We start from the raw sequence: 17,853 nt of genomic DNA, 5'->3' as shown, positions 1-17,853 counted from the left end.
CTTCCTAAAATTAAGGGAGAACCACTGACTTTAAATATTTAAATTAAAATAGAAATGATTTAAAAAAGGGTAGGCAAAATGGGACCTAACCTAACAGTAGCGCTCCATAGTTGTTTATAGACTATGACAGTGACGGTTCTTTCGAAGACGCCACCAACCAATTAAAATGACTTTTAATTGATTTCGGCAAACGTTCCTTTCCATTTTCTTCACCGTTATCCACTCAGAAAATATACTTATAACGTTTGCACCTCTACACAAGTAGGATGAGTTAAAGATTACAATAAAACATGAGAAAAACCAATCACTAAATGAAAATTAGATAAAATTGACGAACTAGTTTAATAAAAAACGGTATTTACCTATGTGGGTATTTTGTTTATGATAACTCGGCTTTGTATATGTTAGTTTAATTGTATTTATAGGAGAAAATTTAATGTCCGATGTGTTAAAAATATTAACGAACATTCGTAGTTTGCGTGTCATTGCACGTGATTTGGCGTTAGAACAACTTGAAAGCATTTTAGAGAAATTGCAATTAGTCGTCACTGAAAAGAAAGAAGAGATTCAGAAAGCTCAGCAGGAAGAAAATGAACGACAAGAACGTATTGCAAAATATAAAGAATTATTAAAACAGGAAGGTATTACCGCAGACGAATTAGCAGAAATTTTAGGTTCCGATGTGGTGCGTAAGAAAAGAGATACCCATCCTGCAAAATATCAATATGTCGATGAAAACGGCGTAACTAAAACTTGGACAGGTCAAGGCAGAACGCCTAAAGCAATCCAAGTACAATTAGATAAGGGTAAGTCTTTATCCTCTTTTGAAATTTAATCCTATTTCTAGCTTATAGAAGAAAACCCATTTTTATGGGTTTTCTTTTTATTTGAACATTGGCCACTATGATTGAAAATAAAATCTTACTGACAGACTGCCCTGACGACAAAGGGCTTATTTCTAAAATCACCAACATTTGTTATAAGCACCAGCTAAATATTGTCCACAATAACGAGTTTGTTGATTTTGAAACCAAGCATTTTTTTATGCGTACGGAATTACAGGGTATTTTTAATGAAGAAACCTTGTTAGCCGATTTGGAACTGAGTTTACCGCAAGGCACGAATTGCCGTTTAATTAGTACAAAACGTAAGCGAATTGTCATTTTAGTCACCAAAGAAGCTCATTGTTTGGGCGATATTTTGATGAAAAACTATTATGGCGGTTTAGATGTAGAAATTGCGGCAGTGATCGGTAATCATGAAACATTACGCAGTTTGGCAGAGCGCTTTGATATTCCGTTTTTCTGCATTAGCCATCAGAATTTAACCCGTGAAGAACATGATCACTTATTAGCTGAAAAAATAGACGAATTTGCGCCGGATTATATTGTGTTGGCAAAATATATGCGGGTATTAAATCCGAAATTTGTTGCGCGTTATCCGAATCGGGTAATTAATATTCATCATTCATTTTTACCTGCGTTTATTGGTGCAAAACCGTATCAGCAAGCTTATGAACGCGGTGTGAAAATCATCGGTGCAACAGCGCATTTTATTAATAACGAATTGGATCAAGGTCCGATTATTATGCAGAACGTGATTAATATCGATCATACTTATAACGCGGATGCCATGATGAAAGCCGGTCGTGATGTAGAAAAAACGGTATTAAGTCGCGCGTTGGATTTGGCGTTGCATGATCGTATCTTCGTGTATAAGAATAAAACGATCGTTTTATAGACCGCACTTTGGTTGCTATTTTTTCAAACCACCTTCAATCTTTGTGAAGGTGGGTTTTTTATTTCATGATACTAGGCTTGAAAAGCGAAATTTCAGCCTTATATACAACAACATTGCAAAATTAAGATGAATTATGGGCAAGAAAAAACGTTCGGCGAGTTCGACCCGTTGGTTAAACGAGCATTTTAAAGATCCTTTCGTACAGAAGGCTCATAAGCAGAAATTGCGTTCCCGAGCCTATTTCAAACTGGATGAAATCCAGCAAACCGATCGGTTATTTAAACCGGGCATGACTGTGGTTGATCTCGGGGCTGCACCGGGTGGATGGTCGCAGTATGCAGTCAGCCAAATCGGGCGTAACGGGCGGGTTATCGCTTGTGATATTTTGGAAATGGATCCTATTGTCGGCGTAGATTTCCTACAAGGAGATTTCCGCGACGAAAATGTGTTAAACACCTTATTAGAGAGGGTCGGCGAAGATAAAGTGGATGTGGTCATGTCAGATATGGCGCCGAATTTCAGCGGCATGCCGTCAGTAGATATTCCGCGTGCCATGTATTTAGTGGAGCTGGCATTGGATATGTGCAAACAAGTGCTCGCCAATAAAGGAAGTTTTGTAGTAAAAGTTTTTCAGGGTGAAGGTTTTGATGACTACTTAAAAGAGATTCGTTCTCTATTCAGTGTGGTAAAAGTTCGGAAACCTGAAGCCTCCCGAGGACGTTCTCGGGAAGTTTATATCGTTGCAACCGGTTATAAACACTCATCAGATTAGGTTACAAAGAAGTTCGATTGATTTGATAACTTTAATTTTCGAGATAAATATAGTAACCTTGCAACATTTTGTTAACTTATAAATACGAGGTAATGCCTTGAACGACATGGTAAAAAATTTAATTCTTTGGGTGGTTGTGGCCGTTGTAATGATGACTGCCTATCAAAGTTTTAATGCCACTTCTAACGGGGGAATGACGGACTATACGACATTCATTTCTGATCTTGAAAATAATCAGGTGCGTCAGGCTAAATTTGAAGACAATGAAATTTTAGTCACCAAAGCCGATGGGGCTAAATATACGACAATTATTCCGTTGGAAGATAAAAACCTACTGAATGATTTACTTAATAAAAAAGTGAAAGTCGAAGGCACACCGCCGGAAAGACGAGGTTTATTATCTCAAATTCTTATTTCTTGGTTCCCGATGTTGTTATTAATCGGTGTTTGGGTTTTCTTCATGCGACAAATGCAAGGCGGTGGCGGTAAAGCCATGAGTTTTGGGAAAAGCCGTGCACGCATGATGACACAAGAACAAATCAAAACTACCTTTGCCGATGTGGCGGGTTGTGATGAAGCGAAAGAAGAAGTGGGCGAAATCGTTGACTTCTTAAGAGAACCGAAAAAATTCCAAAATTTAGGCGGTAAAATTCCAAAAGGGATTTTGATGGTTGGTCCTCCGGGTACGGGTAAAACCTTGTTGGCGAAAGCCATTGCCGGGGAGGCAAAAGTGCCTTTCTTTACCATTTCAGGTTCTGACTTCGTAGAAATGTTCGTCGGTGTGGGTGCGTCTCGTGTGCGTGATATGTTCGAACAAGCGAAAAAAAATGCGCCTTGCTTAATTTTCATCGACGAAATTGATGCCGTTGGTCGCCAACGTGGCGCAGGTCTCGGTGGCGGTCATGATGAACGTGAACAAACCTTAAACCAAATGTTAGTGGAAATGGATGGTTTTGAAGGTAACGAAGGAGTTATTGTAATTGCCGCGACTAACCGCCCTGATGTGTTGGACCCTGCATTAACCCGCCCCGGACGTTTTGACCGTCAAGTCGTGGTCGGTTTGCCGGATGTAAAAGGTCGTGAACAAATCCTCAAAGTGCATATGCGTAAAGTGCCGATTGCACCGGATGTGGATGCCATGACGCTTGCACGTGGTACGCCGGGTTATTCCGGTGCGGATTTGGCAAATTTGGTGAATGAAGCCGCATTATTTGCAGCACGCACCAATAAGCGCACCGTTACCATGGTTGAGTTTGAGAAAGCCAAAGATAAAATCAACATGGGGCCTGAACGTCGTACCATGATCATGACCGACAAACAAAAAGAATCTACCGCGTATCACGAAGCGGGTCATGCGATCGTTGGCTACTTAGTGCCGGAACATGATCCTGTACACAAAGTGACGATTATTCCGCGCGGACGTGCCTTAGGGGTAACCTTCTTCTTACCGGAAGGCGATCAAGTCAGCATCAGTCAAAAACAACTGGAAAGTAAACTTTCTACCTTGTATGCAGGCCGTTTGGCGGAAGACTTGATTTACGGCGAAGAAAATATCTCCACTGGTGCATCTAACGACATTAAAGTAGCGACCAATATCGCCCGTAACATGGTGACCCAATGGGGCTTCTCCGACAAACTCGGTCCGATTCTTTACACCGAAGATGATGGCGAGGTGTTCTTAGGCCGCTCCATGGCAAAAGCTAAACATATGTCCGATGAAACGGCGCATGTGATTGACGAAGAAGTTCGCGCCATTGTCAGCCGTAATTATGAACGTGCGAGACAAATTCTGACGGATAATATGGATATTTTGCACGCCATGAAAGATGCGCTGGTGAAATACGAAACCATTGAAGAAGAGCAAATCAAGCAATTAATGAATCGCCAACCGGTGACCCCACCTCCGGGCTGGGAAGAACCGAGAAGCACCACCAAAACCGAGTCTCAACAGCCGAAAGCTGAAGCGCCAAAAGCAGCTGATACGCAACAAGCTGAAACACAAGAGACTGAAACAGAAAGTGCGGTGGAAAAAAACGACGATTCTAAATCTTCCGATAACTAAACAAAAAAAGCCTTTTCGGTTCGCCGCAAAGGCTTTATTATTATAAAGACTTATAACACGCGACCTTTCTTCACCCCTTTTCCCCTTCAAACACCCCCACTACCCACTCTATAAACACCGCCAATCTTTTCGGCACGAACGTGCGTTGCGGATAGACCAGCCACAAATCGCGGCTTGGCAAGGTGCAGTCGGTCAGCAGAGGGACGAGTTCGCCGTTTTTGAGATACGGCGCGACGAGCAGGTGCGGCAAGTAGCCGATGCCTAAGCCTGCGAGCAGGCTGTTGAGCAGCAGGTTTGAATCGTTCACCAAAATTGCAGACGGCATTTTTAAGCTGTGCGGTTTGCCTTTTTGGGTGAACTGCCACGGCAGGATTTTGCGGTGTTTGCCGTAGAAATAGTTGATGGCGGAATGCTGCTGCAAATCGCTCAAATCCTTTGGCGTGCCACGTTCGGCAAGATAATTGGGCGCGGCGCATACCACCATTTGCACATCGGCAAGGCGTTTGGCGATGTAGCCTGCGTCGTCCAATTTGCCCAAACGCAAGGCGCAATCCAAGCCGTCGTCAATCAAATCACTGGTGCGGTCGCTGGCGGTCAGCACCAGTTGGATGTCGGGATATTGGCGTTGAAATTCAGGCAATTTACTCACGACAAAAGGCATCACCGCAGGCGACATATCCACACGCAACTTGCCTTGGGCTTGTTGCGCCGAACCGGATAAATCGTTGAAAGTGCTTTCCAATTCCGCCAACAACGACACACTTTTTTCGTAAAACTGTTCGCCTTCCGCAGTCAGGGCGATTTTTCGCGTGGTGCGGTTGAGCAGGCGCGAGCCGAGCTGGTTTTCCAAATATTTCACGGCTTTGGAAATCACCGAAACGTGTACGTCCAACTGCTCCGCCGCCTTGCTGAAACTGCCCGCTTCCACCACGCGGGCGTAAATTTGTAGGGTTTGAATGCTATCCATGGTATTCCTATTGGTTAATTTCTTCATTAATTGCGACTGCCAAATCTCCCCCCTACCCCTCTTTGCTAAAGAGGGGATTTAATCGCAGTAAATTTAGATTTTATCTTTTTACTTCAACATCTAAAAATTCAAATGAGTCAAATAAACTTTATTTCATAAAGAACAATTCCCCTCTTTAGCAAAGAGGGGTAGGGGAGATTTGACAGAATAAAAAACGGAGAAATTAGTTTTTATTTTTACTCAATTCTTGCCAATATAGCAAAAGTCATTTGATTATTCACTTCTTTTTCCTCAAAACTGTCGCTTTATAATAGCCGCCATTCCGCAACAAGCGGTCGAAAATAATCAACGTTTTGCAAGGAGCAAAAGATGAAAGCGAAATACCAACCCCTATTCCAACCCTACACCTTAAACAACGGCGTTGAAATCAAAAACCGCCTCACCGTCGCGCCACTCACCATTTACGATTCGGGCGCAGACGGCGAGATGACCGAAGCAGGCCGCCACTTCTGGCAAAACCGTTTTGAAGGTTTCGGGCTTTACATTATGCCGTTTACCAACGTCCACCCCAGCGGCATCGGCTTTGAATCGCCCAACGCCTTTGACGAACGCCATTTGCCGACCTTGCGCGAATACGCCGAAATCGCCCACGCACAAGGCGCAAAAGCGGTGGTGCAAATCGCCCATTCCGGCTTGCGTGCCGACCCGTCGATGACACAAGGACACGATGTCATCGCCCCGACCGGCGATATGTACGGACGCTTCCGCACCATGACGGAACAGGAAGTGTGGGATATGGTGCAAAGCTACGCTTACGCGGCGGAACTGGTGATGAACGCAGGTTTTGACGGCGTGGAAATCCACGGCGCGAACGGCTGGCAAATCCAACAATTCGTCTCCGCCGCTACCAATTTACGCACCGACTACTGGGGCGGCAGCTTGGAAAAACGCCTGCGTTTCCCGCTTGCCATCATTGATGCCATTGACGAAATGCGCCAAAAACACCACCGCCCCGACTTCATCATCGGCTACCGCTTCTCGCCGGAAGAACCGGGCGCAGACGGCATCACCATGAAAGAAACGCTCACGCTGGTGGACGCACTGCTCGAAAAACCGCTGCAATACCTGCACATCTCGCTGTGGGACTTCTACAAAAAAGTCCGTCGCGGCGCAGACACCAACCTCACGCGTATGCAAGTGGTGCACGAACGCATCAACGGCCGCCTGCCGTTCTTCGGCTCGGGCAATCTCTACACCGCCGACGATATGCTCAAAGCCTATCAAACCGGCTGGGTGGAAAGCGTCTCCATCGGCAAAAGCATTATGCTCAACCCGAATTTGGTGGAACTCATCGAAACCGACCGCGAAGACGAAATCCAAACCACCTTCGACTGGGAACAAGCCGATTTCTACCGCTACACGCCCGCCATGCTCGACGGCACAAGAGCCGGAACGGATTTCTTCCCACCGTCAAAGCAGAGTGGTGTGCGGTATAAGACGGAGCATTTTTAGAGGTCGTCTGAAAAGTGCGGTTGGAATAGGAAACATTTTTTCAGACGACCTTTTTATATTGGATAAAAGTTAGAAATATGAAAAAGTTTCCATTATAGTAGAAACTTTTTCATATCTAACCTATAATTTCCAGTACACATGGAGATTACTATGAAAAAAGATCTGATTTACCGCCAACGCTACCTGAATACCGTCCGCCCATTTATCGGCAAGCAACTGATTAAAGTGTTTACCGGGCAAAGACGGGTAGGCAAAAGTTATTTGCTGTTCCAAATCATGCAGGAAATCCGCGCGGCTGACGAACATGTGCCGATCATTTATATCAACAAAGAAGACTTGGCTTTTTCCTATTTGAAAACAGCGCAAGACTTGGCGGATTTCGTATTATCCGAAAAAAAGAGCGGTCGGAAAAATTATGTTTTTATTGATGAAATTCAGGAAATCCAAGATTTTGAAACCGCGCTGCGCTCATTGCTGCTGGATGACGAACTGGATTTGTATTGCACGGGCAGCAATGCGCACCTGCTTTCCCGCGACATCGCCGGGGCATTGAGTGGACGTGCGGTGGAAATCCACGTCCATTCCCTTTCCTATCCCGAATTTTTGCAATTTATGCGCCTTGAAGACAGTGACAAAGCCATGGCGCAATACCTCAAATACGGCGGTTTGCCCTATTTGAAGGATTTGCCACTGCAAGACAACATCGTCTTTGAATACCTGAGAAACATCTATTCCACCATCGCCATCCGCGACATCGTGAACCGCTATTCATTGCGCAATCCGCAGTTTTTAGAACAGCTCACCCAGTTTCTGGCGGACAATATCGGCAACCTGTTTTCCGCAAAAAAAATCACGGATTTTCTCAAATCACAAAAAATTTCCACCTCGGTTACCCAAGTGCAAAACTACGCGGAATATCTCGCCAACGCCTTTTTAATCCACAAAGTACCGCGCTATGATATTGTCGGCAAACGGATATTTGAAATCGGCGAGAAATACTATTTTGAAGATTTGGGACTACGCAACGCCCTTATCGGCTACCGCGTACAAGATCGCGGCAAGCTATTGGAAAACGCCATTTTCAACCACCTGCAAATTGCGGGTTTTAATGTCAAAATCGGCGGTTTGAACAATCAGGAAATCGACTTCGTCGCCGAAAAAAACGGAGAGCGGATTTATGTACAGGCAACACTGACCATCAACGAAGAAAAAACCTTGGAACGTGAATTCGGCAACCTGCTGAAAATCGGGGACAACTACCCGAAATACGTCGTTACCATGGATGAATTTGACGGAAACAGTTTTGAAGGCGTGAAGTGTTTGAGTTTGAGGGGGTTTATTGGGGAGATATGGGAAGCACCTGTTGGCAATAATCTCCCATAAGATTATTAAAATCCTTAAGATTCATTTAAATAAAAATATTAAACTGCTATTTAGGAAAGATAAGAATGGCTAAAAAAGAAATCCAAACCACCTTCGACTGGGAACAAGCCGATTTCTACCGCTACACGCCCGCCATGCTCGATGGCACAAGAGCGGGACGGATTTCTTCCCGCCGTCAAAGCAGAATGGGGGGGCGGTATAAGACGGAGTATTTTTAGAGGTCGTCTGAAAAATGGAAGTCCGAATAAAATCAGACTTCCGTTGTATTTTGTAAAATTTTGCGAAAAATCAACCGCTCTTACCCCACCGCTTCCGCCATTTTCTCCCGTAACCATTTAAATGCTTCGCTGTGATGAGTGCGCTCGTGCCACGCAAGCAGTTTGGTGAATCCTGCAATGGCTAATGGTGGTTCGCAGACAAATAATTCGGGGCGGTGTTGTAATAATCTGGCGGGGGCGGTGGCGATAAAATCGCTGTGGGCGAGCAATTCAGGAAGAGCAAGAAAGCTACTCACGGAAACCGCAACGTGGCGGCTTCTGCCCAACTTGGTAAGTTCATCATCCACCAAGCCGTGAAATTGCCCGCCGTGATAAGACACCATCGCGTGATCTGCGGTACAAAATTCATCTAAATTTAACCGCACTTTTAAGGGGTGATCTTGTCGCATTGCACAGAGATAATGCTCGTCAAATAAGGCTTTGGTGTGGAAATCGGGTAAGGTTTCGCCTTGGGTAATTAAGGCGAAATCCAGCTCGCCTTTGTTCAACCGTTGCGAAACATCGCCGCCTAAAATCGGCAAAAACGCCAATTTTATTTTCGGTGCAAGCGGTCGAATTTTGCGTAAAAACGGCAAACCCACCGCGTGAAAGCCGTAATCTGTTAAACCGATTTTCACGGTCATTTCCGCCTTGGCAGGATCAAATTCGGGCGGTTGCCAAAGTTGGTTGATGTCGGCAAGCACCTGTTTTAAAGGGGCGTGTAACGCCTTTGCCCGCTCGGTAGGCGACAAGCCGTATTGGGTGCGAATAAAGAGCGGATCGCCAAAGCTGTCGCGAAGTTTGGCTAAAATCGCACTCATCGCCGATTGGCTCAATGCCATTTTTTCTGCCGCTCGGCTGACATTTTGTTCATCCAACAGCACTACAAGGGCTTTTAATAAATTCAAATCTAATTGGCGTAATTCTTGCATCTTTTTCCTCACTTATTTGTTTTATAAATATCTTATATCTAAATCATTGATTAGACAAATATCCAAACCACCAAGATAATGTCGTCATCAAAACAAACATAAGGATACAAAAATGAATGACACACAATCTGCAATTATTTTCCCACAAGGCTACATTCCGGGCGAAAGCGACAATTTCTGTTCTAATGAAGTGATCGTCAAAGGCATTCAGCTTGAAAACGCGTGGGAATTGTTAGTCAATCCGCACAAATGGACAAGCTACTACGCCAACTCTGCCAACATTCAATACGGCAAAACACATTTAGCCTTGGGCGAGCAATTCTATTTTGAAACCTTCGGTTTTCCTGTCTATGCGGAAGTGGTCGAATTGGTTGAACCAAAAGATGGGCAAGCTGGACGTGTGGCGTGGCACGGCTGGGCAGGCGAAGGCGAAACGCGTTTAGATGTACACCACGCTTGGCTTTTGGAAGAATTAGACGGCGGACGCGTTCGCATTCTAACCCAAGAAACCCAAAACGGTGAACCTGCCAAAGAACTCGCTAAGACTAAACCAAACCCGATGATTAACGGACACCAAGAGTGGCTTGATGGAATGGTGAGTGCAGCGAAAGCGATGTAAGAAAAAGAGGAAGCTGAGATGAAAATCAGGCTTCCGTTTTTTGTTTGCAAAATTTATTGAAAATTCGACCGCTCTTTCTCTATTATTGCCACTCTAGCAAAAGTCATTTGCCAATTCCCCTCTTTTTCTTCAAAAGTAGCACCCTATAATAGCCCCATTCCCGCAAACAAGCGGTTCGATTTTCAGAAAAATTTACAGGAGCAATGATGGAGCGTTTAAACATCCCTACCCAAAGCGGCGTGGTGCTGCATGGAGCGAGATTCAGTGGCGGGCCGAGCGATACGGTGGTGATTGCCATCACGGGCGTGCATGGCAATTTTTATTCCAATCCGTTTTATTACCACATCGGTGAGACTTCGAGCCGCGCGGGTGTGGATTTCATCTATGCTCAAACCCGCAACGCGTTCGGGCAGATTGAAATCCAAAATGCGCACACGGGCGAGCGGCAGCTTATCGGTTCGTGGAACGAAAATTTTGCCGATGCGGTGGAAGATGTGCGCGCTTATGTGGATTTTGCCGCGCAGTCGGGCTATCGGCGCATTATTTTGGCGGGGCATTCCTTGGGGGCGAACAAGGTGATTTATTACCTGTCGCAAACCGCCGACCCGCGCGTGGAAAAATTTATCTTGCTCAGCCCCGCCAACATCAAGCATTTGACTAGCTATGTGTCCCCTGCCGAGCGCGCGTTGGTGCAGCAATGGGTTTCAGACGGCATGGGGCAAGAAGTGCTGCCGTTTGAGCTGTTCGGCTGGCTGCCGAGCGTTGCCGACACCGCCCATCAGTGGCTGCACAGCCCGATTTTGGACAATGTCCACGTTGAGGCGGACGGCGATTTTTCGCAAATCGAGCAAATCCGCCACACGGGCGCGCTGCTGATTGGCACTTACGACCGTTTTACCTACGGCGAGCCGGCGGATTTTCTGCACAATATCAACAACCACTTCCCAAGTGCGGCGGAAAACGAAGTTATTTTGATTGAAAAAACGGGGCATACCTATCAGCAAAAAGAGTAGGAACTTGCTGACATCTTGCGAGATTTGGTGCTGAAATGGGGCGAAAATCAGGAGGAATGATGCCGTTTATCTTTCTACAAACCAATGTCAAAATCGACGAAACCCAAGCCGAACGCCTAAAAACAGGCTTGGGCAAGGCGATTGAGCGGGTGCCGGGCAAATCGGAGCAGGTGTTGATGGTGGGGCTGGAAGGCGAAAAATGCCTGTATTTAAAAGGCAAAAACACGCCCGCCGCCCACATTAAAGTCGCCGTATTCGGCAACCGCACGCATCGGGGCTATGCCGAACTCAGCCACGCCATCACCGCCTTGGTTCACGCCGAACTGGGCATTTTGCCGACGCAAATTTATGTGCAATATGAAGATATTCCCGCGTGGAGCGTGGGCGGTTATTTCTTTGAGGAGGGGCGATGAACCGGCTCAAAATTTCCATTTTCACCGACCCGATGATGGGGCTTTCCTACGAAAGCGAACCGTTTTTCCGCAAACTGGAAACCCATTTCGGCGACCAAATCGAGGTGCAGCCGATGATGTCGGGCTTGGTGCGCAACGTGTATGACTTTGTGAACCCAAATGATTTGGCGGTCAGCGAAGATTACGCCATCGAACGCTACCTGCCGCGTTTGGCAGCCATTTACAACGCCGAGCAAGCCATCAGCGGCATGCCAATTGCCATGGAAAAACTGGATTTGTTTTCAACGGAACGCACATCGTCCGTGCCGCTGAATTTAGCCTACAAAGCCGTAGAGCGTATCGCGCCCGAAAAAGCCGAAGCCTTTTTATACCGCCTGCGTTTCGCCACCATCGCCGAAGTCCGCCCAACCACCAAACTGGACGAACTGGCACGCGTTGCCGAGCAGGTGGGCGTAAATCAGACTGATTTTCTGACCGCTTACCACGCGCCCGAAACCGAAGCCGCATTAGCAGAAGATTTCAGACGACGTGAGCAACTGCGCCTATTCAGCCTGCCTGCGTATCTGTTTGAATACAAAGGACAAACTGTGTTGGCAAAAGGCGTATTGAACGACAAGGCATTGTTTGAACTGGTTGAAAAAATCACGAATGGCGAACTCAAATCCACACCGCCCGAAGCCACCAGCGAAAACCTGCGGAAATTGTTTGAACGCCACCCGTTGATAAATCTTATCGAACTGCGTTATGTGTTTGATTTGACGGATGGGAATGCGGTGTTGGAGCTGGTAAAACCATTGCTGGAGAACGGGGAAATCAGGCGGATTGACATGGCGGGTGGGGTGTTTTTTGAGGTGGTTGTATAAAAGTAAAAAACGGAAGTTTTGGCTTCCGTTTTGGTTTTTAATTTAAATGATCCGCTTTATTGATGGCTTCTATGGAAAATTTCCCATCCGTGCCATTGGTTTGCTGATAACGCACGATATTAATAGAAGTATTTAACAATGTTTGGCTTTTGCCTTCGTTGCGGTGTTCCTGCCAGCTTGTGCCGGCGAACAGGGCGAGCAATAAACGCAGCGTATGGCCGTGGGATACAATTAAAATATTACCTTGATCATGCACCTGAATAATGTCCCGTATGGCTTTCATCGCGCGTTCGGCGAGTTGTTCAAAGGTTTCGCCGCCATTGCTTTGCGCTTTGTAACTTGCCGCATCATTACGCATTTGTTTAAATTCTTCCAATTCACGCAACTCATCCACCGGCAAGCCTTCCCAAGTGCCGAAATATTGCTCGTTTAAACCTTGGTGTTGAAACAGGGGAATAGGGCGGTCGCCCAAAATATGCTGTGCCGTGTCGATGGTGCGTTGTAGGCAGCTGGAATAAGCGGCGATAAAGGGGATGTTTTGTAATGCTATGCCTGCCTGTTTGGCGCCTTTGACGCCGTTTTCCGTTAAAGCGGAATTGCCGAAGCCTTGTAATAAGCCTTGTTCATTCCAAACGGTGCGTCCGTGACGAATTAAATAGAAAGTTAGATTTTTGTTCATTATTTATCCTGTTAAAGGTTGTCGAAATAAAAAACACCGCAAAAAAGCACCGCACTTTTTACAACAGCGGGCTGAAGAGGAAAAACAGTTTTTCGATAATACGTTGATAAACGGAGCGATTTGCCCATTTGTCATAATCCAATAATTCGGAATTTTTGATGTAGCCTTCATGCAATAGGGAAATTTCATTGGCGAATGCCGCATCTTCCACCACCATGGTCACTTCAAAATTCAACAAAAAGCTACGCATATCCATGTTTACGGTGCCGACTAAGGCAAGTTTGTTATCGATTAGCATACTTTTGGTGTGTAATAAGCCTTTCTTGAAATTATAAATTTTCACCCCGGCGGCGAGTAAGTCATCGAAGAATGTTCGACTTGCCCAGCGCACCATCATCGAGTCGTTTTCTTTCGGTAGAATGATGGACACCTCCACGCCGCGCAGGGCGGCAATACGCAGAGATTCGGCGATGTTATGACTCGGCACGAAATAAGGCGAGGTAATCACAATGCTTTTACGTGCGGAGAAAATAGCAATGGCGAGGGATTGTGCCATTAAATCGTCGGGAAAACTCGGACCGGTGGCAAGAATTTGCACCGCGTGGGAGTTATTTTGTTCCAGCGGTAGCAGAGGGCAGTCGGGAACATGTAACGGAACGGTTTGCCCTGTTTCGATTTCCCAATCCCAGGCGTGCAAGCCGTTAAGCACCGCCGATACCGGGCCGTTAATGCGCACCATGATGTCAATCCATTCCCCCACATTGCTGTCTTTTTTGAAGAATTTCGGATCCACCATATTCATGCTGCCGGTGTAGGCAATCTGATTATCGATCACAATAATTTTGCGGTGTTGGCGCAGGTCGATACGGCTAAAGAACATACGGAATAAATTCACGTGCAAGGTTTCGACGATTTCAATGCCTTGTGCCTGAATGGCTCGGCAATCAGTGCTTTTTAAAAACGGGCGACTGCCTACGGAATCCAGCAGAATACGTACCGCTACCCCCCGTTTGCGGGCGGCGATAAGCGCTTCCGTGACTTCCGCCACTAAACCTTTGTTCGACCAAATATAAAACACCATATTGATGGATTTTTCTGCGCTTTTGATGTCGTTGATAATGCTACGCATGATGTTTTCCGGCGTGTCCAGAATATGCAACTCATTGCCTAAAATGCAAGGAATGCCGAGACGTTGTTTGGCTAAATCAAAAATCGGGCGATAGAGCAGGTTAGTTTGCGTATTCACCAAATTATCGCATTGCGACAGCTTGTCGAACCATGCCATAAATTTCGGTTTTAGCTGATTGAATAGGGCAGCACGGCGTTTCCCGAGATTGATTTCACCAAAAATTAAATAGGCTACGATGCCGACGAGAGGAAATACATAAATCACGATCAACCAAGACAGCATAGCAGGCACGGATTGTTTTTTAATCACCAAACGAATGGTAATGGCAATGGTGAGAATCCAGATAAACACCGGGATAATGTAAGCGGTAATTTGTTCGATATTCATAAAAACTAAGGTTATAACGGAGCCGAGGTAAAAAACATCAATAAAATCGGAGGTGTAATGTTGGTGATAAAACCAAAACTAAAGGCCAGCGGCAACACCTCTACACCGCCCGCTTTTTGAATGATCGGCAAGGTCACATCAAGTGCCGTTGCGCCGGCAAAACCTACTGCCGTAGAGCGATAGTTTTGCATAAATAATGGGATAATAAATAAACTAATGAGTTCGCGGGATAAATCGTTAAAAAAGGCAATACTGCCCCAAATCGGTCCCCAAGCGTTGCTTAGTGTGACGCTGGAAAGCGAATACCAGCCGAAGCCGGAAGAAACCGCCAAACCTTGCACTAGAGGCTCAGACAGCACTAACGCGCCGATAATTCCGCCGAGTAGCGAAGTCAGCATAAATATCACGCCCATCGCCAAGCCCCGCTTATTGAAAAACACCGCACGCATGGAAATGCCGTTATTACGCAGTTGCACGCCCACGCAGAAAATCATCACGACGAGCACATAAGTGGTGGTGTCGTGGGACAAAGCAAAATGCCCTTTGGCAAGCCAACCCGCCGCAAAACCTATCGCCACCACAGCACATAATTTCAGGGAATCCAACATAATATACCAACGGGAAGGCATTTTTTCTGCGCTATGTTTTAACGGTTGCGGATGAAGTTTGTCGTAAATAAATAGGCCGATGAAATTAAGACCTTGAATAAACAGAATAAACGTCAGCGCATAAACGCCGATTTGCGGAAGTTGTTGTGCCAAATCATCAAGCTGTCCGAGAGAAAAGCCCATGGTGAACAAAATCATGTAAAGCAAAATCATCGTCAAACGACCCAAAATGCGCAAAATCACCTGATTATTCGTTTTCACCGCATAGCCGAGAAACATCGGCACTAAAATAATGAGCAAACCTTCGTACACAATAAACACCTTAGAATAATTGTTGCGTGGCAGTATAGCACTTTTCCGGGGCGCCGCCTAATTCACACCGAACAACATCGGCTTCTGTGCTATAATCCGGCGCATTCTGCTTCCCATTTATTTTCTCCATGGCATTTCAAATTATATTTCAGCATCCTGATTTCATCGTGATCAACAAACCGCACGGTATAAGCGTACACAAAGATGATGCCGATGTGGGATTAACCCAATGGGTAGCACAACAACTTGGCGTGCCGAAAGTCTGGTTGGTTCATCGGTTGGATAAAGTGACTTCAGGATTATTGATGTTAGCCTTAAATGAACAAGCCGCTGTGACGTTGTCTCAAAAGTTTGCCCAACATCAAATTCAGAAAACTTATATCGCACTGGCAATCCATAAGCCAAAGAAAAAACAGGGCAGGATTAGCGGCGATATGCAGAAAGCACGCCGTGGCGCTTGGAAGCTCACGCAAAGCAAAGAAAATCCCGCCGTGACGGATTTCATTTCACACAGCCTTGCGCCGAATTTGCGTTTATTTATTCTGCACCCGAAAACCGGCAAAACCCATCAGTTGCGCGTCGCCATGAAAAGTTTAGGCAGCCCAATTTTAGGCGATGAATTGTATGGTGGAGATCATGCCGATCGCACCTATCTACACGCCTACCGATTATCCTTTGACTATTTCGGACAGACGGTTCAAATTAGAGGAGAACCGATACAAGACGAACAAAAGTGCGGTGATTTTTTTCAGCGTTTTTGGGAAGACATTGAAACATACGCCAACGCTGAAAAAAACACTTAGAAAAACAACCGCACTTTTCAGCGATAAACCCCAAGGAAGCCGTTTATGCAGACTAAAATCAAGACAACTTCATATCAAAAAGCCATTATTTGCATGATCTTTGCTTACATCAGCATTGCCCTGATGGGCGTATTCGTCAAATATGCTTCCGATGAGTTGCCATCCAGTGAAATCCTGTTTTCCCGTTTTCTTATTGGCTTCATTTTTTTGCTGCCGTTTATGATCCGCGACGGCGATTTTAAGGTTGAACTCAGCCAATGGCCGTTTCTTGTCATACGTAATTTGGCGGGCATTGCCAGTATGTTGCTGACTTTCTACGCCATCAAATATTTGCCTATTTCCATCGCTGTATTATTAATGAACACTTCAGCGTTATTCGTGCCATTATTGCTGTTTGTGTTACGCACCAGAACCCCGTTAAAAGTGCTGGCGTGCAGTTTTCTTGGTTTCGCGGGCGTTTCCATCATTATGCTGACGGATTCCTCCAAGCATTTTGAACTGTTACACATCGGCTATGCGCTAGGCGCGGCATTCCTCGCCGCCATGGCGTTCATCAGTTTGCAGGAGTTAAACAAACACAATTCACCGAAGAACATCGTGTTCTATTTCCATTTATTAGGCTCGTTGTTGCTGCCGTTGTTTTTCGCCGCACAATGGACGCTCCCTACTGCTCACGGTTTTCTTCTATTGTTATTGGTCGGCGGTTTTGGCTTGGTATTCCAATTATTGCTGACCCGCGCCTTCAAATACGCCCCGGCGAACGTCATCACGCCGTTTGCTTTCACCGGCGTGATTTTTTCCAGCATCTGCGACTGGCTGTTCTGGCACAATGTGCCGACCCTCAATTTCTGGATCGGCTCGCTGGTGATCATCGTCTCCGTCAGCTTACTGGCAAAAATGCGCCGCTAAAATCTGAGAAATTAATTCCCCGAAACGCGTGGCTTTTCGTTACAATAACGCGTTTTTCACATTTCATTTAACGCGAGGAAACACATGGACTACCCAATTTGCCCCGCCTGTAAAGGCGAAAATACCTATCACGACTCAATTCAATTCGTCTGCCCCGACTGCGGACACGAATGGACCGGCAACGAAACCGAGGAGCACGACGACGATCAACTCATCGTCAAAGACAGCAACGGCAACCTGCTTGCCGACGGCGACGACGTCCTGCTCATCAAAGACCTCAAACTCAAAGGTTCCTCCGAAGTCTTAAAGAAAGGCACAAAATTCAAAAACATCCGCCTTGCCCGCGGCGACCACAACGTCGATTGCGGCAAAATCATGTTGAAGTCGGAGTTTTTGAAGAAAGCGTAGGAGGTCAATAGAATAAAAAAGTGCGGTGGATTTTCACCGCACTTTTTTATTTCCCTCCGCCGAACTCCTTTCCAATATCCCCCTC

General features: G+C 45.9%; 19 protein-coding genes and 1 riboswitch. Of the genes, 14 read left to right on the top strand and 5 right to left on the bottom strand.

The window, feature by feature from the left end; translation table 11 throughout:
• Positions 1-89: 89 nt before the first annotated feature.
• A riboswitch (Lysine riboswitch) is annotated at positions 90-264 on the bottom strand.
• A gap of 172 nt (positions 265-436) precedes the next feature.
• The 4 genes from DK430_RS02480 to ftsH all read left to right on the top strand — a co-directional run bounded on the left by DK430_RS02480 (position 437) and on the right by ftsH (position 4,574).
• Positions 437-835 (top strand): H-NS family histone-like protein, encoded by a 399-nt coding sequence (locus DK430_RS02480; protein WP_109077540.1) that lies wholly within the window; start codon positions 437-439, stop codon positions 833-835.
• A 68-nt stretch (positions 836-903) separates the two neighbouring features.
• A complete protein-coding gene (purU, locus tag DK430_RS02475) occupies positions 904-1,740 on the top strand; it encodes a formyltetrahydrofolate deformylase (protein ID WP_109077539.1) in 837 nt (278 codons plus the stop codon).
• 133 nt (positions 1,741-1,873) lie between these two features.
• Positions 1,874-2,512: a 23S rRNA (uridine(2552)-2'-O)-methyltransferase RlmE gene (rlmE, locus tag DK430_RS02470; RefSeq protein WP_109077538.1), complete on the top strand. Its 639-nt coding sequence runs from the start codon at positions 1,874-1,876 to the stop codon at positions 2,510-2,512.
• A gap of 106 nt (positions 2,513-2,618) precedes the next feature.
• Entirely contained in the window at positions 2,619-4,574 is a 1,956-nt protein-coding gene (gene ftsH, locus DK430_RS02465) for an ATP-dependent zinc metalloprotease FtsH (protein WP_109077537.1), read from the top strand.
• Between the two features lie 70 nt (positions 4,575-4,644).
• On the opposite strand, the gene DK430_RS02460 is transcribed toward ftsH, so the two are convergent.
• Positions 4,645-5,541, bottom strand: coding sequence for a LysR family transcriptional regulator (locus DK430_RS02460; protein WP_109077536.1), 897 nt, complete (start codon positions 5,539-5,541; stop codon positions 4,645-4,647).
• Positions 5,542-5,910: 369 nt separating this feature from the next.
• Here DK430_RS02460 and DK430_RS02455 point away from each other — a divergent pair, with 369 nt between their 5' ends.
• From DK430_RS02455 to DK430_RS02445, 3 genes are all read left to right on the top strand, one after another.
• Positions 5,911-7,053 (top strand): NADH-dependent flavin oxidoreductase, encoded by a 1,143-nt coding sequence (locus DK430_RS02455; RefSeq protein WP_109077535.1) that lies wholly within the window; start codon positions 5,911-5,913, stop codon positions 7,051-7,053.
• Between the two features lie 150 nt (positions 7,054-7,203).
• The gene (locus DK430_RS02450; RefSeq protein ID WP_109077534.1) at positions 7,204-8,436 is read left to right on the top strand and encodes an ATP-binding protein; all 1,233 of its coding nucleotides are present in this window, start codon (positions 7,204-7,206) and stop codon (positions 8,434-8,436) included.
• A 65-nt stretch (positions 8,437-8,501) separates the two neighbouring features.
• Positions 8,502-8,654, top strand: a complete 153-nt coding sequence (locus tag DK430_RS02445; RefSeq protein WP_239496777.1) for a hypothetical protein — start codon at positions 8,502-8,504, stop codon at positions 8,652-8,654.
• A gap of 80 nt (positions 8,655-8,734) precedes the next feature.
• On the opposite strand, the gene DK430_RS02440 is transcribed toward DK430_RS02445, so the two are convergent.
• Positions 8,735-9,625, bottom strand: a complete 891-nt coding sequence (locus tag DK430_RS02440) for a LysR family transcriptional regulator (RefSeq protein ID WP_109077533.1) — start codon at positions 9,623-9,625, stop codon at positions 8,735-8,737.
• Between the two features lie 112 nt (positions 9,626-9,737).
• Here DK430_RS02440 and DK430_RS02435 point away from each other — a divergent pair, with 112 nt between their 5' ends.
• The 4 genes from DK430_RS02435 to DK430_RS02420 all read left to right on the top strand — a co-directional run bounded on the left by DK430_RS02435 (position 9,738) and on the right by DK430_RS02420 (position 12,533).
• Positions 9,738-10,244 carry an SRPBCC family protein gene (locus tag DK430_RS02435; protein ID WP_109077532.1) on the top strand — a complete coding sequence of 169 codons (507 nt, stop codon included), beginning with the start codon at positions 9,738-9,740 and terminating at the stop codon, positions 10,242-10,244.
• A gap of 203 nt (positions 10,245-10,447) precedes the next feature.
• A complete protein-coding gene (locus tag DK430_RS02430) occupies positions 10,448-11,257 on the top strand; it encodes an alpha/beta fold hydrolase (RefSeq protein WP_239496776.1) in 810 nt (269 codons plus the stop codon).
• 56 nt (positions 11,258-11,313) lie between these two features.
• The gene (locus DK430_RS02425) at positions 11,314-11,670 is read left to right on the top strand and encodes a phenylpyruvate tautomerase MIF-related protein (protein WP_162616795.1); all 357 of its coding nucleotides are present in this window, start codon (positions 11,314-11,316) and stop codon (positions 11,668-11,670) included.
• Positions 11,667-12,533 carry a DsbA family protein gene (locus tag DK430_RS02420; RefSeq protein WP_109077529.1) on the top strand — a complete coding sequence of 289 codons (867 nt, stop codon included), beginning with the start codon at positions 11,667-11,669 and terminating at the stop codon, positions 12,531-12,533. Before DK430_RS02425 ends, DK430_RS02420 begins: the two co-directional genes overlap by 4 nt.
• Positions 12,534-12,570: 37 nt before the next feature.
• On the opposite strand, the gene DK430_RS02415 is transcribed toward DK430_RS02420, so the two are convergent.
• The 3 genes from DK430_RS02415 to DK430_RS02405 are packed head-to-tail and all read right to left on the bottom strand — an operon-like array spanning position 12,571 to position 15,648.
• Positions 12,571-13,212 carry a histidine phosphatase family protein gene (locus DK430_RS02415; protein WP_109077528.1) on the bottom strand — a complete coding sequence of 214 codons (642 nt, stop codon included), beginning with the start codon at positions 13,210-13,212 and terminating at the stop codon, positions 12,571-12,573.
• 58 nt (positions 13,213-13,270) lie between these two features.
• Positions 13,271-14,728, bottom strand: a complete 1,458-nt coding sequence (cls, locus tag DK430_RS02410) for a cardiolipin synthase (protein ID WP_109077527.1) — start codon at positions 14,726-14,728, stop codon at positions 13,271-13,273.
• An 11-nt stretch (positions 14,729-14,739) separates the two neighbouring features.
• Positions 14,740-15,648, bottom strand: coding sequence for a LysO family transporter (locus DK430_RS02405; RefSeq protein WP_109077526.1), 909 nt, complete (start codon positions 15,646-15,648; stop codon positions 14,740-14,742).
• A 128-nt stretch (positions 15,649-15,776) separates the two neighbouring features.
• Between DK430_RS02405 and DK430_RS02400 the strand changes: the two genes are divergently transcribed.
• From DK430_RS02400 to DK430_RS02390, 3 genes are all read left to right on the top strand, one after another.
• On the top strand, positions 15,777-16,451 hold the full coding sequence (locus DK430_RS02400; RefSeq protein WP_109077525.1) for a TIGR01621 family pseudouridine synthase: 675 nt from the start codon (positions 15,777-15,779) through the stop codon (positions 16,449-16,451).
• Positions 16,452-16,496: 45 nt separating this feature from the next.
• The gene (locus tag DK430_RS02395) at positions 16,497-17,360 is read left to right on the top strand and encodes a DMT family transporter (protein ID WP_109077524.1); all 864 of its coding nucleotides are present in this window, start codon (positions 16,497-16,499) and stop codon (positions 17,358-17,360) included.
• Positions 17,361-17,444: 84 nt separating this feature from the next.
• Complete coding sequence (locus DK430_RS02390; protein ID WP_109077523.1) at positions 17,445-17,768, top strand: zinc ribbon domain-containing protein YjdM; 324 nt, start codon at positions 17,445-17,447, stop codon at positions 17,766-17,768.
• Positions 17,769-17,853 lie beyond the last annotated feature (85 nt).

It is taken from the genome of Aggregatibacter kilianii, from assembly GCF_003129965.1.
GTDB lineage: Bacteria > Pseudomonadota > Gammaproteobacteria > Enterobacterales > Pasteurellaceae > Aggregatibacter > Aggregatibacter kilianii_A.
Note: the sequence above shows the minus strand (reverse complement) of the source record. Positions and strands in the feature narration are given on the sequence as shown.

Bases quoted from the DNA above. Each gene is read 5' to 3' on its own strand.
- DK430_RS02480 (WP_109077540.1), top strand. From the start codon at position 437: ATGTCCGATGTGTTAAAAATATTAACGAACATTCGTAGTTTGCGTGTC.
- purU (WP_109077539.1), top strand. From the start codon at position 904: ATGATTGAAAATAAAATCTTACTGACAGACTGCCCTGACGACAAAGGG.
- rlmE (WP_109077538.1), top strand. From the start codon at position 1,874: ATGGGCAAGAAAAAACGTTCGGCGAGTTCGACCCGTTGGTTAAACGAG.
- DK430_RS02460 (WP_109077536.1), bottom strand. From the start codon at position 5,541: ATGGATAGCATTCAAACCCTACAAATTTACGCCCGCGTGGTGGAAGCG.
- DK430_RS02400 (WP_109077525.1), top strand. From the start codon at position 15,777: ATGGCATTTCAAATTATATTTCAGCATCCTGATTTCATCGTGATCAAC.
- DK430_RS02425 (WP_162616795.1), top strand. From the start codon at position 11,314: ATGATGCCGTTTATCTTTCTACAAACCAATGTCAAAATCGACGAAACC.
- DK430_RS02450 (WP_109077534.1), top strand. From the start codon at position 7,204: ATGAAAAAAGATCTGATTTACCGCCAACGCTACCTGAATACCGTCCGC.
- DK430_RS02415 (WP_109077528.1), bottom strand. From the start codon at position 13,212: ATGAACAAAAATCTAACTTTCTATTTAATTCGTCACGGACGCACCGTT.
- DK430_RS02430 (WP_239496776.1), top strand. From the start codon at position 10,448: ATGATGGAGCGTTTAAACATCCCTACCCAAAGCGGCGTGGTGCTGCAT.
- DK430_RS02455 (WP_109077535.1), top strand. From the start codon at position 5,911: ATGAAAGCGAAATACCAACCCCTATTCCAACCCTACACCTTAAACAAC.
- cls (WP_109077527.1), bottom strand. From the start codon at position 14,728: ATGAATATCGAACAAATTACCGCTTACATTATCCCGGTGTTTATCTGG.
- DK430_RS02420 (WP_109077529.1), top strand. From the start codon at position 11,667: ATGAACCGGCTCAAAATTTCCATTTTCACCGACCCGATGATGGGGCTT.
- DK430_RS02435 (WP_109077532.1), top strand. From the start codon at position 9,738: ATGAATGACACACAATCTGCAATTATTTTCCCACAAGGCTACATTCCG.
- ftsH (WP_109077537.1), top strand. From the start codon at position 2,619: ATGGTAAAAAATTTAATTCTTTGGGTGGTTGTGGCCGTTGTAATGATG.
- DK430_RS02390 (WP_109077523.1), top strand. From the start codon at position 17,445: ATGGACTACCCAATTTGCCCCGCCTGTAAAGGCGAAAATACCTATCAC.
- DK430_RS02440 (WP_109077533.1), bottom strand. From the start codon at position 9,625: ATGCAAGAATTACGCCAATTAGATTTGAATTTATTAAAAGCCCTTGTA.
- DK430_RS02445 (WP_239496777.1), top strand. From the start codon at position 8,502: ATGGCTAAAAAAGAAATCCAAACCACCTTCGACTGGGAACAAGCCGAT.
- DK430_RS02395 (WP_109077524.1), top strand. From the start codon at position 16,497: ATGCAGACTAAAATCAAGACAACTTCATATCAAAAAGCCATTATTTGC.